Genomic DNA, 13301 nt, shown 5'->3' with positions numbered 1-13301 from the left:
GCGTCAAAGTGGTCCTCACTTGCCGCCTGCCTTGGGATCCCGCATATATTTCAGGAAGGCTGAAGACGGGTCGAGCACAATCACATCGCTCTTTGACTTGAACGTCTTCTGGTAAGCATCCATGCTACGGTAGAACGCATAAAACTCTGGATTTTTACCAAACGCATCCGCATAAATTGCCGACGCACGCGCATCACCTTCACCGATAATTTCCTGTGCTTTCTGATACGCATCCGCAATAATCACTTCGCGTTTACGATCAGCTTCGGCGCGAATCTGCGTCTGTTCAGCCATCCCTTCAGCACGCAGCTGCGCAGCCACGGTCTTCCGCTCGGACACCATGCGATCAAACACCGCTGCACTGATTTCTTCGGGGAAATCAACGCGTTTCAGGCGAACATCGACAATTTTCACGCCGATTTTGCCTGCGTCGGCATTCGCCACGGCACGTACCATAGCCATCACATCGTCGCGCTTGCCAGAAATGACATCCTGAACAGTCTGCTTACCAAACTCCGCACGCAAGGCATCGTTGAGCGTACGCATCAAGCGATCATTGGCCTGCTTTACACTGGTACCCACACTGCGGTAGAACTGTTCGACATCTACGATCTGCCATTTGACATAGCTATCCACCAGCACGCTCTTCTTTTCAGCGGTGATGAAACGCTGCGCCATGCCGCCATCCAGGGTCATGATGCGTTTGTCGAAGTAGCGCACGTTCTGAACAAAGGGTAACTGGAACTGCAGCCCGGGCTCTTTCACCACGCGCACCATCTCGCCCATCTGGAATACGACGGCATATTGGCGCTGATCAACGGTAAATACGCATGCCGATAACAACAGTCCGGCAAACAGTATCCCGATCAAACTAGACATGAGCTTCTGCATATCAGCGGCCCTCCCGTACTTCTGAGCGGACACTTGAATCGTGCGGCTTAGCGGTCAGGGACTCCGGCATCACGACACTAGCCTGCTCCTTGGGTTTTGAATCTGTCGCACCGCTACCTGCGCTCGCTCCACCCATCTGCATGATCTTGTCGAGCGGCAGATAGATCAGATTGCCGCCCCCACCGGATTTCTGGTCTGACACAACCTTGGTGGCGCTACTTAACACTTGCTGCATGGTGTCGTAGTACATGCGGTCACGCGTCACCTGTGGTGCCTTGGCATATTCCATGGCCACCTTGCGGAAACGTGCAGCATCACCTTCGGCCCGTGCTACCACGGTCTGGCGATGTCCCTCGGCTTCCTGCAGCAGGCGCGAAGCAACACCTTCAGCCTCAGGCAGGCGGCTGTTTGCGTAAGCCTGACCTTCGTTCTTGTACTTCACTTTATCCTGACCGGCTTTAACCGTATCGGCAAAAGCAGCCTGTACTTCCTCTGGCGGTTGCACATCGTTGATATTCACTTTGACGACATGAATTCCGGATGCATAGTTATCCAGCAAACTCTGCGCCAATCGTGTCGTATCTGCCGCGATCTGTGTACGACCCTCGCGCAACACAAAATCGACCTTATTGCTCCCGACGACTTCACGGATCGAGGTTTCGGCGACCTTACGAACGAGATCCCGCGCATCCTGATCGCCTGCGGCACGATCATTATTGAACATGAACGCCTTTGCATCCTTGATGTCGTATTGCACTTCTAGCTGTACATCAACAATGTTCTGATCCTGAGTCAGCATTTGCGACTCATTGCGACCGCTGCCACCTACTTCAACGGAGCGGACATCCGACAAACGCACAATTTCGTGACGTTCGATCGGCCAGGGCAGACGCCAATGCGGGCCAGCCTCATTCAGCGCAACAAACTTGCCAAAGCGGAGCACAATCGCCTCTTCTCGAGCATCGACCATATAAAATCCGCTCGACAGATAGATCGCGCCGAGTACAAATCCAGCAACGGTCAAGCCGCCAGCAATGCCGGCATGATTTCCTTGCGGTTGCTGTGAACCGGGTTTGCCGCCAAAAAATTGGCTCATTCGTTTGAACATCCGGCCGAACACTTCGTCCAGATCGGGCGGGCCGCCCTCGGGCTTTTTGCCCCACTGCGGATCAGGTTGGGTCATGCGTATCTTCCGTCGAAGATGATGTGTTATCCATGGATTCGATCAACGCCTGGCGGAGTAAATCCAGCCCAACGCCAGTACGGGCGCTTAAACGGACGGCCGAGATTCTACCATATTCATCGTGCTCCACCGCGGGCTCGCCATCACGCAGGTCAATCTTATTCAGAATGACCAGCTGGCGAATCGAATCCGCACCAATTTCCTGCAATACCTTGTTCACTTCAATCATTTGCATTTCACGGGTATCGCTTGCGCTATCCACCACGTGAAGCAGTAGATCTGCCCGAACAGTTTCTTCCAGTGTCGCCTTGAATGCCTCGACAAGGCTATGCGGTAGATCCCGGATAAATCCCACTGTATCGGACAGCACCAGACTGTGCTGCAAATCAAGAAACAGCTTTCTACTCTGCGTATCCAATGTCGCAAACAATTGATCGGCAGCATAAGCTCGCGCATGCGTCAACGCATTAAACAGCGTCGATTTTCCCGCATTGGTATAACCGACCAGGGACACTGAAAACGTATTTGACCGCTCCCGTGCACGACGCTGGGTATCACGCTGCTTTTCCAGCTTCTTCAGGCGATCCTTCACCTGTTTGATGCGCTCAGTCAGCATACGGCGGTCCATTTCGAGCTGGGTTTCACCCGGCCCACCGCGCATACCAATCCCACCAGCCTGCCGCTCAAGGTGCGTCCAACCGCGCACAAGGCGAGTGGACATATACTGCAACTGAGCCAGCTCAACTTGCAGCTTACCTTCGTTGCTTCGGGCGCGTTGCGCAAAAATAGCCAGGATCAGACGTACACGATCACAAACCCGACATTCAAGCGCGCGTTCAAGATTGCGTTCCTGTGCGCCACTGAGCGAATGATTGAAGATGACAATGCTAGCATCGTGCGCTCGCACTAATGCCGCCACCTCTTCAACTTTGCCGCTTCCGGCAAATAGCTTTGGATCGGGCTTCTGGCGCTTACCCTCAATCACACCAAGTACGGCGTAACCATTGCCCTCAACGAGCAATTTTAATTCTTCAATACTTTCGCGATGCTCGGGCTCACCGAAATCGAGACAAACCAGAACGGCACGATTGCCGCCCTCATGGCGCTCAAACACGTTGATGACTCTTTAGGATGGGACAAAAAATGGACGCGGCGCGGGCATGGCCTCGCGCCGCAGAGAACAACTGCATCAGGCGTCAGCAGGCGCAGCTTGATCCTTTTCGTAAGGAATGCTGACCGGACGCGCAGGCACGACGGTCGAAATGGCATGCTTGTACACCATTTGCGTCACGGTGTTACGCAGCAGAACCACGTATTGATCAAAAGACTCGATCTGCCCTTGCAGCTTGATGCCATTGACCAGATAGATCGACACCGGCACATGTTCCTTGCGCAAGATATTCAGAAACGGGTCTTGTAGCATTTGCCCCTTCGCGCTCATGTTGTAGTTCTCCGACATTCAGAAAGTGAAAAAACAGCGAAAATTTCGCCCAAGCAGGTCCGACACCATTCCTCCCCTTTATTAATTAGCATTTTTATGGGGATACTCAAGCCTCAGGAGGCGGCCTTTTTGGCACGCCGGTGTTCCAAGAAACTCATCTTGCGGACTTCACTCTTTTTATCATCGTAAGGATTGACGCTCTTTTTATATTGAACCCTGAGCGGCGTTCCCTGCAATTTGAACATTTTGAGGAAAGAATGCTCAAGATAGCGCCAGTAGCTGGCAGGAATGGCTTCAAGCGCAGTACCATGCACGACGACCACAGGCGGGTTCACGCCACCCTGGTGAGCATACTTGAGTTTTGGCCTGACGAGACCTGCACGTGGCGGTTGTTGTTTTTCCACCGCGAGTTGCAACGCACGCGTTAATTTCGGAGTGGGCAAATTCACCATTGCTGCCGCATAGGCTTGATCGATGCTTGCGAACAAATCGCCCACACCCTGGCCTTGCAAAGCTGAAATAAAGTGAAATTTTGCAAAATCGAGGAAAGACAGTTTACGGGCAATATCGCGACGCACCTGATCGCGACGATATTGATCGAGGCCCTCCCACTTATTCACCGCGACCACCAATGCACGTCCTGCTTCCAGCGCGAAGCCGGCAATATGGGCGTCCTGATCGGACACATCCAGGCGCGCATCCAGCACCAAGACTGCCACGTTGGCATCTTCGATCGCCTGCATCGTTTTCACGACTGAGAATTTCTCGATTGCATCGTATACCTTGGCACGGCGACGTACACCAGCCGTATCGATAATGGTGTATTTGCGATCGTTACGCTCGAATTCGATCTCGATCGAGTCACGCGTGGTGCCGGGCTGATCAAATGCAATCACGCGCTCTTCGCCCAGAATAGCGTTCACCAGAGTGGATTTACCGACATTGGGACGGCCAATAATGGCGAAACGCGGATGATCTGGCTCAGCTTCATCAGGATCGACTTCAAAGGTCGACAACACTGACTCCATCAGATTGCGCACGCCTTCGCCATGACTAGCCGAAATTGGCCAAGGCTCGCCCAGGCCAAGCTCAAAGAACTCTGCAGAAACAACAGCTGAATTCATCCCTTCAGCCTTGTTCACAACCAGCTGCACCGGCTGGGACAACTGGCGCAAGCGATTGGCAATCAGCTTATCTTGCGGGGTCAGCCCAACGCGCGCATCCACGATGAACACTACAGCGTCGGCTTCATCAATCGCTTGCAGCGTTTGACGCGCCATTTCATGGAGGATACCGTCATCGGCCACGGGCTCGAAGCCCCCGGTATCCACGACGAGATACGGCTTGCTACCGACCTTGCCGTGACCATAGTGACGGTCACGGGTCAGGCCCGGCATGTCGGCAACCAACGCATCACGCGTTTTGGTCAGACGATTGAACAGTGTCGATTTGCCGACATTGGGACGCCCTACAAGGGCGACGGTTGGTTTCATCTCGCTACTACTTTCTAATCACTTGCTCGCGAAGGCGTAAACACCGCCATCCGAGGTCTGCACAACCAGCTTGCCGCCAATCACTCGCGGGGCAACCTTGATCGGAGACTTATCCGTGGTCTGACGGGTCAGGAAAGAGCCATCTTCTGCAGACAGCACATGTACCACACCTTCCAGATCGCCAACCACCACATTGCCGTTATACACGGTTGGACCGGTAACATGCCGGCCATACAACTTTTCCTGCTTCCAGAGCGAACGGCCACTATTACGATCATAGGCCACTACGTTACCGGTTTCATCGGTGACGTACACTCGCTCGCGATCCATCGCCACCCCGGCAAAGGATGACAATTCACGCGACCATATCTGGTTGCCATTTGCAGCCGCAAAACAGGCTACTTTGCCCTGAAAGGCTGCAGCACACACCTGACCATTGTTAATCACGGGAGAGGATGCTACATCTGCAACGCGATCCAGTTCTGTCGCCCCCTTGGGTTGCGCCACTGCCGCCTCCCAGATCAGGCGCCCGTCTGCCAGCGACAACGCAATCACTTTGCCACCAGGCACACCGATGAAGGCAGCGCCATCAGCAAGCGTAGCAGGTGCATAGGTACGCAATACCAATGCCGGCATACGTACTTCATACCGCCAGCGCTGCTGACCATCTGCAATATTCAGGGCGGTAATCTTGCCATCGCCCGTGCGCACAATCACGGCGCCTTCGGCACTCACCGGCGGAGATACGATCTCGCTCGACAGTTGTGCTTTCCACTTCAACGCGCCACTTACCTGATCAAATGCAAACAGGCGGCCCTTGATCGAGCCAACCATGACCAAGCCCTTGTCCGCCAGTACGCCCCCCGCAATACCTTCTTCAGGCCGGAAACGGTTCTCTTCGCGGCCATCATCCATTCCATATGCAATCACGCCCTTTTCGGCACTTGCTACGAACAGACGGTTGTTTTCTTGATCAGGTACGAATCGGTACAGGCCAGCAGACGCGTGACTGTTCCGCCAGACCGGAGTCAACGAAGCACGCGATTCGATTTTTTCCAGCGGAGTAGGTTGCGGCGCGTTATCGGTACCTGCACACGCAGCCAAACCCAGTACTGCCAGTAATGAGAAGTGACGCAGATTCACGCTCAACCTCCCAGACCAGATAACTTGATTTCGATCAGCTTGCGTGCGGGCGCATCTTTTTCCATTGTTTTGATCGCGTCATTGTACGCTGTACGCGCACCCGCCACATCGCCCTTGATAGACAGAATATCACCACGGGTTTCGGCAAACAGACGATCAAAAGTCAGGTTCTTCGGTGCTTTGACTGCCGCCAGTGCCGCATCATATTGCTTTTGATCGAGCAAAACATTGGCCAAACGAATGGAAGCAGTGTCAACAAGGGCGGACTCTTTGGAATTGGCGATTACCCAATCCAGCGCCTTGCGCGCATCGTCAAGCTTACCCGATTCAAATGCCATCTTGGCGAGTTCCAGCTGGCCTCGCGCCGCAAGCGGACTACCCGACTGATCGAGAATGAACGCCTTCAACGCGCTATCTGTTTTGGCAAAGTCGTGCGACTTAATGGCTTCGGCTACTGGCGCGAATGCATCTGCTGCCTTTGCACCACGATCGGACTGTATGCCTTGCCAACCTTTGCTACCCACATAGGCAACAGACAGTGCGAAAACACCAATCGCCAAGTACTGCCCCCAGCTGTGCCACCATGCCTTGAAAGACGCGAGTTGTTCCTGTTCCTGCAAATCAAAAGCTGCCATTGCGTTCAATGCTTCCCTGAATTGTTTTGTTCGAAGGCCTGACGCATCAAAGCGTGCTGTCTGGCCTGTATCCGTTTCAGCAAATCCACTGTGAACCAGCCGGTTAACCCTGTACCGACCAGACATAGCATGCCGCCCACCGTGCGACTGGCCAGCAAAGGATGCAATGCGCCCCCTTCACCCAGTACACTGGTCAAACCCAAACCGAGACATACCGCACCGATCGCGTTGATAAGCGTCATTTTACGGGATATTTTCAGTTTTCCTGCTGCGGTTGCGACTTGAGTCATGATGTTCCGGACGCTATCTGTATCAGGCAGTCATTGCTGCCGCAAGTTCCATGACAGCCAGCGTCTGTTGTGCGCGGTCAGCATCGCGTAAATGCTTGAGTGCCGCCACACCCTGCTCAGCCTCATCATCACCAATGATGATTGCCCAAGGCGCACCTGATGCATCTGCCTTTTTCATTTGCGACTTGAAGCTTCCGCCTCCGACATGCATCGCAATGCGAAGCCCTGCGTCACGCAATTGCTCTGCGACTTGCGGTGCCACAGCTGCTGCCTTGTCACCCGCCACCACCATATAGGCATCCAGCTCAGCCGCAGCCTGCACACCGTACTCCTGCATCAGCAGAAAGACGCGCTCCAGACCAAGTCCGAAGCCACATGCCGGGGTGGGCTTACCACCAAGTTGCTCGACCAGACCATCGTACCGGCCGCCACCTGCAATCGTACCCTGAGAGCCAAGGCGGGTCGTCACCCACTCGAACACGGTGCGGTTGTAATAATCCAGCCCGCGCACAAGACGATGATTGAACACGTACTTCACGCCGGCCGCATCCAGACGCCTGCATACGCGTTCAAAATGACTGCGAGTATCCTCGCCGAGCGTATCAAATAGGCGCGGCGCAGCTTCGATCACTGCCTGCATCGCCGGATTCTTGCTGTCGAGAATACGCAGCGGATTCGCATGCAAACGACGGCGTGCATCCTCATCGAGCACGTCCATATGCTGCTCGAAATAGGCGATCAGGGTCTGGCGATATGCCGCTCGTTCCGGCGCATCGCCAATGGTATTCAGGTGCAGCTCGACATCGGCAATGCCCAATTCGCGCCACAGGCGCGCCAGCATGATGATCTGTTCGGCATCAACTTCAGCGTCGGCGAACCCGAATGCTTCGGCGCCGAGCTGATGAAACTGCCGCTGACGACCCTTTTGCGGTTTTTCATGACGGAACATGGGTCCGATATACCACAGGCGCTGCGGACCGTTATAGGTGAGATTGGACTCAACCACGGCACGCACACACCCTGCAGTTCCTTCGGGACGCAGTGTCAAACGATCACTATTGAGCGCGTCAGTCCAGGAGTACATTTCCTTTTCGACGATATCAGTGTGCTCGCCTACACCACGCACAAACAGTGCAGTGTCCTCTACTACCGGCATGCGGATATTACGATAGCCGTACTGAGCGAGCACCTTGCGACCCGCCTCTTCCAGCTTCAGCCAGAGCGCCGCGTCATCGGGCAGAATGTCGTAAAAGCCCTTGATGCGTTCAATCTTGTCAGCCATGAATCTGATTATCCTTATACTTTTCTTCTGCTCGCTGCCATCAGGCCAGCGGCTTGAGGGGGATCACGGTGTGCTGTCTGCGCAAACGGCCACCCTCTGCGTAATGTTCCTGCACATAGCGAGCAACCAATGCCTGAAACTCTTCAGCAATGTGATCACCCTTCAATGTGACATTTTTTTCGCCATCTACATAGACGGGCGCCACCGGCACCTCACCCGTTCCCGGTAAGGAAATACCGATATTGGCCAGCTTTGACTCACCCGGGCCGTTGACCACACACCCCATCACAGCCACATTCAGCGTTTCGACACCCGGATACTGACTGCGCCAGGCCGGCATTTGCTCGCGCAGCCATGTCTGGATTTTCTGCGCCAACTCCTGAAAATAGGTCGATGTCGTGCGACCACACCCGGGACATGCCGTCACCAGCGGGGTAAACGAACGAATCCCCATGGTCTGCAGAATTTCCTGCGCAACCACAACTTCCTTGGTGCGAGCCTCTCCGGGCTCAGGTGTCAGCGAGACACGAATCGTGTCACCAATCCCCTCCTGCAACAGAATTGACAGGGCAGCGGTTGATGCGACAATTCCCTTCGAACCCATGCCCGCTTCAGTCAGACCAAGATGTAGCGGATAGCTGCATCGCTGCCCCAGCGAGCGGTATACGAGAATCAAATCCTGAACATTGGAGACTTTGCAGGAGATACAGATGCGATCACCGGGCAAGCCCAGTTCTTCGGCCTTGGCGGCGCTCTCTAGCGCCGAACGAATGAGCGCTTCACGCATCAGCGCATCAGGGCCCAGCGGTACCGCCGCATGTGCATTCTCGTCCATCATCCGCGCCAGCATCTGCTGATCCAGACTTCCCCAGTTCACACCAATGCGAACCGGCTTGTCGAAACGGATGGCCGTTTCAATCATGGCGGCAAATTGCTCGTCTCGCTTGCTGCCTTTGCCTACATTGCCAGGATTGATGCGATATTTAGCCAGTGCGGCAGCACAATCGGGATACTGCGCAAGTAATTTGTGGCCATTGAAATGAAAGTCGCCAATCAGCGGTACAGGACATCCCATCTCATCCAGACGGGCGCGAATTGCGGATACCTGTGCCGCCGCCTCTGGTGAGTTGACTGTAATGCGGACGAGCTCGGAGCCAGCTTGCCATAACTGAAAAGCCTGGACTGCCGTGGCTTCGGCATCTGCGGTATCCGTATTGGTCATGGACTGAACCACAACCGGGGCACCTCCACCGACAACCACACCACCCACCAGCATACGTCGGGATTCGCGACGAGTTAAAGCCATGTTCTTTCAGATCATTTCAAAATGCGTCGACCGGACAAGCCGGTCGACAGGTTGAATCGTTAGTTTGCGATTGTACAGGATATTGCCAAAAAATTACGGCAAATCCAGATTGGCCACATTGACCTTGGTGCGCGAAGTCAGGTCGGTCGGCTTGCCCTTGTAATAGAGCTCGGTTTGCCCCGCATTTCCGATCCGGGCCTTGTAGGGCGCAACACCACCAACAATGCGCGTTGTGCCGGCGGGCACCAGCTCATTCAACAATCGTTTACCCGTCGCATCGGTAATCTGCACCCATGCCTCTTCGTGCGCAACCAGACGAATGTCACCCTTTGCGTCCGCGGGAGACTGATCGGACACCTTTTTGGCATCTGCGGTCGCTACCTTTATTTCAGCTGGTTTATTTTCAACAACAGGCTTGGTATCAGGCTTTGGTTCCGATTTGGGCAACGCTCCAGCTACCGGGCGCCCTGCTTCTTGCCGAGTGGAATCGGCGACCACCGGGGCGGAATTTGCGCCTGCCTTGGGTGCGTCTTTTACATCGACAGGTGTCGTCCCAGTAACAGCGGGTGCTGTGGACTGTGCTGCATCTGCGGCCAAGGGTGCAGCGCCATCTGTCGTACCACCTGCCTGCTGTGCGGTAGCGGCTGCATCCATCTGCGGGACATCACTCTTGACGAGATCAGCCTGCTGCACCGGCTGCACCAAGGCAGGGGGCGCTGGCGTTTCGGTCTCTGCCATAATCAGCTTAGGTTCCAGACCTCGCTGGTAAACGTAGAATCCACCTGCTGCAAGCGCGCCAAGCATAACGCCAGCCGCGATAAATCGTCCGCCGACACCGCCTTTGCCACCATCAGGACGCAACACCGGAAGATGCTGATCTGCCAGGCGAGGCAGCGCCGACTGCGGAACTTCCTTAGGAAGATGACTATCCAGGTATTCGAGTAATGGCATCGCATCCACTTCCAGAATGCGTGCATAGTTCCGTACAAATCCGCGAACAAACGTATTACCCGGAAGCTGATCGTAGCGATTTGCTTCGAGGGCCTCGATCTGTCGAGCTGATAGCTTTAGCTTTGACGCTACATCAGCAACCGATAACCCTGCAATTTTGCGCTGCTCTGAAAGCACTGCGCCTGCGGAAGAGGTCTCCACTGCAGATGCAAGCACGCCCTCATTCAATTCTTGTTCGCTTTGATTCATGACTGTCATGACTCTCCAGATCACCCTGCCTGAATATTATTCGAATTTGCCTGCAGCCAGGAGGCTTGCCTCAAAGCTGTCAGTGAATGCATTTTTCAGCTCGCGCGCCAGCTTATCGCGCGCAGGCATATCCCCGGCCTTATGTTCAAGACGCACCCCGAGCCACAGTGAGGTAGATGTCTGGGGAGATGCCTGATTAAACCGGTTCAGATACCGCCGCGCCGAGATCAGGTCGCCACCTGCAAGTGCATATTCGGCCTGACTCAGCATTAAATCAGTGTTATTCGGATTAAATCGTGAAGCGCGTGAAATCCAATCCTGCGCGAGTTCCAGCTTCCCCGCTGAAACCGCACAATGCGCGCCGACCGCCTGCGTACGTGCGGGAGAAGCGTACAGGGGATTTTGAAGTGCCGCTGTGAAATATTTGATAGATTCTGCCGGTTTATTCATGCGCATGCACAAAAACCAGCCGTAATTGTGATTAATGTCTGAATCGTTGCCCGCATAATGCAGGGCGCGCAGAAATGCCTCGTTGGCAGTCGCATAATCGCGCAATTCGGTATAAATCAGCGCACGCAAACCATATGCAGGCGCAAATGAGCCTGCTGCACCCAGCGCATGATTCAGCTCTTCCAGCGCAACCTCAAACTGTCCGCGCTGGAAATAGTTGGCAGCAAGCTCTGTCCGAATCTTGGCGACTTCAATATGGTCTACCTCTGCCCAAGCAGGTAAACAGGCGACTAACCAAACTCCAGCCAATAGTTTCCGGATGCATTTCATCGCCTTACTCACCTCCAACCGCTTCAGTGTTAATCAGTTTGTCAGGCTATCGCCCTGATCATCGAGCTGCTTTAAACGCAAAGTACGTTTTGTTTTATCCAGTACCTGGCCAGCCAGTTGACCACATGCAGCATCAATATCGTCACCACGCGTCTTGCGCACGGTCACAATGTACCCTGCTTCGATCAATCGGTCACGGAAACGTCTGATTGAATCAGGACGGGACCGATCGTACCCTGAATTCGGGAACGGGTTGAACGGTATCAGATTGAACTTGCATGGCACATGCTTGACAAGCGCCAGCAGCTGCTTTGCATGCTCGAGCGTGTCATTCACGCCATCAAGCATCACATATTCGAAGGTAATGAAGTCGCGCGGCGCCTTTTCGAGGTAGCGTTCACACGCAGCCATCAGCTCACGCAGTGGATATTTCTTGTTGATCGGGACGATTTCGTCGCGCAAGGGATCGTTGGGCGCATGCAAGCTGACAGCCAATGCCACAGGACACGCTTCACGCAGACGATCCATGGCAGGAACAATACCAGACGTAGATAGCGTGACGCGACGACGTGACAATCCGTAAGCATTGTCGTCCAGCATGATATTCATGGCCGCAACGACATTGTCGAAATTGGCCAGCGGCTCACCCATCCCCATCATTACCACATTGGAGATGATGCGATCACCTTTAGGATCACGACCTAGCGCACGATTTGCCCACCACAATTGGCCGATGATTTCGGCGGTGGTGAGATTACGATTGAAGCCCTGACGACCCGTCGAGCAGAAAGTGCACTCCAGCGCACACCCCACCTGACTCGACACGCACAGCGTACCGCGATCATCTTCAGGGATAAAAACAGTTTCGACACCGTTACCGGTACCCACATCCAGCAACCACTTACGGGTGCCATCGGATGAAGCTTGCTCGGTCATCAACCGGGGCGGCGCAATGACCGCCTCGGCTGCAAGCTTTTCGCGTGTTACCTTGGCGATGTCGGTCATATTGCCGAAGTCTGACTCACCAAAATGATGAATCCAGCGCATCAGCTGTTTGGCACGAAATGGCTTCTCGCCACGCTCAGCCAGAAATTCGGCAAAACGGGCAGCATCAAAATCCAGCAAATTGACAGACATCTTTTACAACCAGTCCTTACACGCGATTACTTTGGTACTAGACCAGATTTCGACTTAGCGTGCGAACACGTGCGAAGCCGGGAAGAAATAAGCGATTTCGTTCGCTGCATTTTCCAGGCTGTCGGAACCGTGCACGGCGTTTGCGTCGATGGATTCAGCGAAGTCAGCACGGATGGTGCCCTTCTCTGCCTTCTTCGGGTCGGTGGCACCCATCAGATCGCGGTGCTTCAGAACTGCGTTCTCGCCTTCCAGCACTTGGATTACGACCGGACCGGACACCATGAAATCAACCAGATCCTTGAAGAAAGGACGCTCTTTGTGCACTGCGTAGAAGCCTTCAGCTTCAGCGCGGGACAGATGAGCCATGCGCGAAGCAACGATCTTCAGGCCAGCATTTTCGAAGCGAGCGTAGATCTGACCGATCACGTTCTTTGCAACTGCATCGGGCTTGATGATCGACAGGGTGCGTTCGATAGCCATTGACTACTCTCCAAACAAAAAGATAAAAGGAAACCTGTTT

Annotated in this window: 14 protein-coding genes; all 14 read right to left on the bottom strand. The window is 54.3% G+C overall.

What is annotated here, in order from left to right; genetic code table 11:
* Window positions 1–15: 15 nt before the first annotated feature.
* The 14 genes from hflC to ndk all read right to left on the bottom strand — a co-directional run bounded on the left by hflC (window position 16) and on the right by ndk (window position 13261).
* Window positions 16–891, bottom strand: coding sequence for a protease modulator HflC (gene hflC / locus KSF73_10135; protein MBV1776072.1), 876 nt, complete (start codon window positions 889–891; stop codon window positions 16–18).
* A 1-nt stretch (window position 892) separates the two neighbouring features.
* Window positions 893–2074 carry an FtsH protease activity modulator HflK gene (gene hflK, locus KSF73_10130; GenBank protein MBV1776071.1) on the bottom strand — a complete coding sequence of 394 codons (1182 nt, stop codon included), beginning with the start codon at window positions 2072–2074 and terminating at the stop codon, window positions 893–895.
* On the bottom strand, window positions 2061–3188 hold the full coding sequence (hflX, locus tag KSF73_10125; protein MBV1776070.1) for a GTPase HflX: 1128 nt from the start codon (window positions 3186–3188) through the stop codon (window positions 2061–2063). The genes hflK and hflX overlap by 14 nt, the downstream gene beginning before the upstream one ends.
* Window positions 3189–3263: 75 nt before the next feature.
* Entirely contained in the window at window positions 3264–3515 is a 252-nt protein-coding gene (hfq, locus tag KSF73_10120; protein MBV1776069.1) for an RNA chaperone Hfq, read from the bottom strand.
* Between the two features lie 113 nt (window positions 3516–3628).
* Window positions 3629–5008 (bottom strand): ribosome biogenesis GTPase Der, encoded by a 1380-nt coding sequence (der, locus tag KSF73_10115; protein ID MBV1776068.1) that lies wholly within the window; start codon window positions 5006–5008, stop codon window positions 3629–3631.
* An 18-nt stretch (window positions 5009–5026) separates the two neighbouring features.
* Window positions 5027–6151 (bottom strand): outer membrane protein assembly factor BamB, encoded by a 1125-nt coding sequence (bamB, locus tag KSF73_10110; protein MBV1776067.1) that lies wholly within the window; start codon window positions 6149–6151, stop codon window positions 5027–5029.
* A gap of 2 nt (window positions 6152–6153) precedes the next feature.
* A complete protein-coding gene (locus KSF73_10105; protein MBV1776066.1) occupies window positions 6154–6786 on the bottom strand; it encodes a tetratricopeptide repeat protein in 633 nt (210 codons plus the stop codon).
* Window positions 6787–6791: 5 nt separating this feature from the next.
* Window positions 6792–7028, bottom strand: coding sequence for a hypothetical protein (locus KSF73_10100; GenBank protein ID MBV1776065.1), 237 nt, complete (start codon window positions 7026–7028; stop codon window positions 6792–6794).
* Between the two features lie 70 nt (window positions 7029–7098).
* On the bottom strand, window positions 7099–8358 hold the full coding sequence (gene hisS, locus KSF73_10095) for a histidine--tRNA ligase (protein MBV1776064.1): 1260 nt from the start codon (window positions 8356–8358) through the stop codon (window positions 7099–7101).
* Between the two features lie 40 nt (window positions 8359–8398).
* A complete protein-coding gene (gene ispG, locus KSF73_10090; protein MBV1776063.1) occupies window positions 8399–9664 on the bottom strand; it encodes a flavodoxin-dependent (E)-4-hydroxy-3-methylbut-2-enyl-diphosphate synthase in 1266 nt (421 codons plus the stop codon).
* Between the two features lie 93 nt (window positions 9665–9757).
* Window positions 9758–10873: a DUF4115 domain-containing protein gene (locus tag KSF73_10085; GenBank protein MBV1776062.1), complete on the bottom strand. Its 1116-nt coding sequence runs from the start codon at window positions 10871–10873 to the stop codon at window positions 9758–9760.
* 27 nt (window positions 10874–10900) lie between these two features.
* On the bottom strand, window positions 10901–11644 hold the full coding sequence (pilW, locus tag KSF73_10080) for a type IV pilus biogenesis/stability protein PilW (protein ID MBV1776061.1): 744 nt from the start codon (window positions 11642–11644) through the stop codon (window positions 10901–10903).
* 33 nt (window positions 11645–11677) lie between these two features.
* Complete coding sequence (gene rlmN, locus KSF73_10075) at window positions 11678–12781, bottom strand: 23S rRNA (adenine(2503)-C(2))-methyltransferase RlmN (protein ID MBV1776060.1); 1104 nt, start codon at window positions 12779–12781, stop codon at window positions 11678–11680.
* A gap of 54 nt (window positions 12782–12835) precedes the next feature.
* Entirely contained in the window at window positions 12836–13261 is a 426-nt protein-coding gene (ndk, locus tag KSF73_10070; protein MBV1776059.1) for a nucleoside-diphosphate kinase, read from the bottom strand.
* Window positions 13262–13301: the final 40 nt, after the last annotated feature.

The sequence above is a fragment of the Burkholderiaceae bacterium DAT-1 genome (genome assembly GCA_019084025.1).
Taxonomy (GTDB): domain Bacteria; phylum Pseudomonadota; class Gammaproteobacteria; order Burkholderiales; family Chitinimonadaceae; genus DAT-1.
This window is presented reverse-complemented; position numbering and strand designations above follow the sequence as displayed.

Excerpts from the sequence above, each read along its gene's own strand:
- pilW (MBV1776061.1), bottom strand. The coding sequence starts at position 11,644 with ATGAAATGCATCCGGAAACTATTGGCTGGAGTTTGGTTAGTCGCCTGT.
- hisS (MBV1776064.1), bottom strand. The coding sequence starts at position 8,358 with ATGGCTGACAAGATTGAACGCATCAAGGGCTTTTACGACATTCTGCCC.
- hflK (MBV1776071.1), bottom strand. The coding sequence starts at position 2,074 with ATGACCCAACCTGATCCGCAGTGGGGCAAAAAGCCCGAGGGCGGCCCG.
- hfq (MBV1776069.1), bottom strand. The coding sequence starts at position 3,515 with ATGAGCGCGAAGGGGCAAATGCTACAAGACCCGTTTCTGAATATCTTG.
- KSF73_10085 (MBV1776062.1), bottom strand. The coding sequence starts at position 10,873 with ATGACAGTCATGAATCAAAGCGAACAAGAATTGAATGAGGGCGTGCTT.
- ispG (MBV1776063.1), bottom strand. The coding sequence starts at position 9,664 with ATGGCTTTAACTCGTCGCGAATCCCGACGTATGCTGGTGGGTGGTGTG.
- hflC (MBV1776072.1), bottom strand. The coding sequence starts at position 891 with ATGCAGAAGCTCATGTCTAGTTTGATCGGGATACTGTTTGCCGGACTG.
- rlmN (MBV1776060.1), bottom strand. The coding sequence starts at position 12,781 with ATGTCTGTCAATTTGCTGGATTTTGATGCTGCCCGTTTTGCCGAATTT.
- der (MBV1776068.1), bottom strand. The coding sequence starts at position 5,008 with ATGAAACCAACCGTCGCCCTTGTAGGGCGTCCCAATGTCGGCAAATCG.
- KSF73_10105 (MBV1776066.1), bottom strand. The coding sequence starts at position 6,786 with ATGGCAGCTTTTGATTTGCAGGAACAGGAACAACTCGCGTCTTTCAAG.
- KSF73_10100 (MBV1776065.1), bottom strand. The coding sequence starts at position 7,028 with ATGACGCTTATCAACGCGATCGGTGCGGTATGTCTCGGTTTGGGTTTG.
- ndk (MBV1776059.1), bottom strand. The coding sequence starts at position 13,261 with ATGGCTATCGAACGCACCCTGTCGATCATCAAGCCCGATGCAGTTGCA.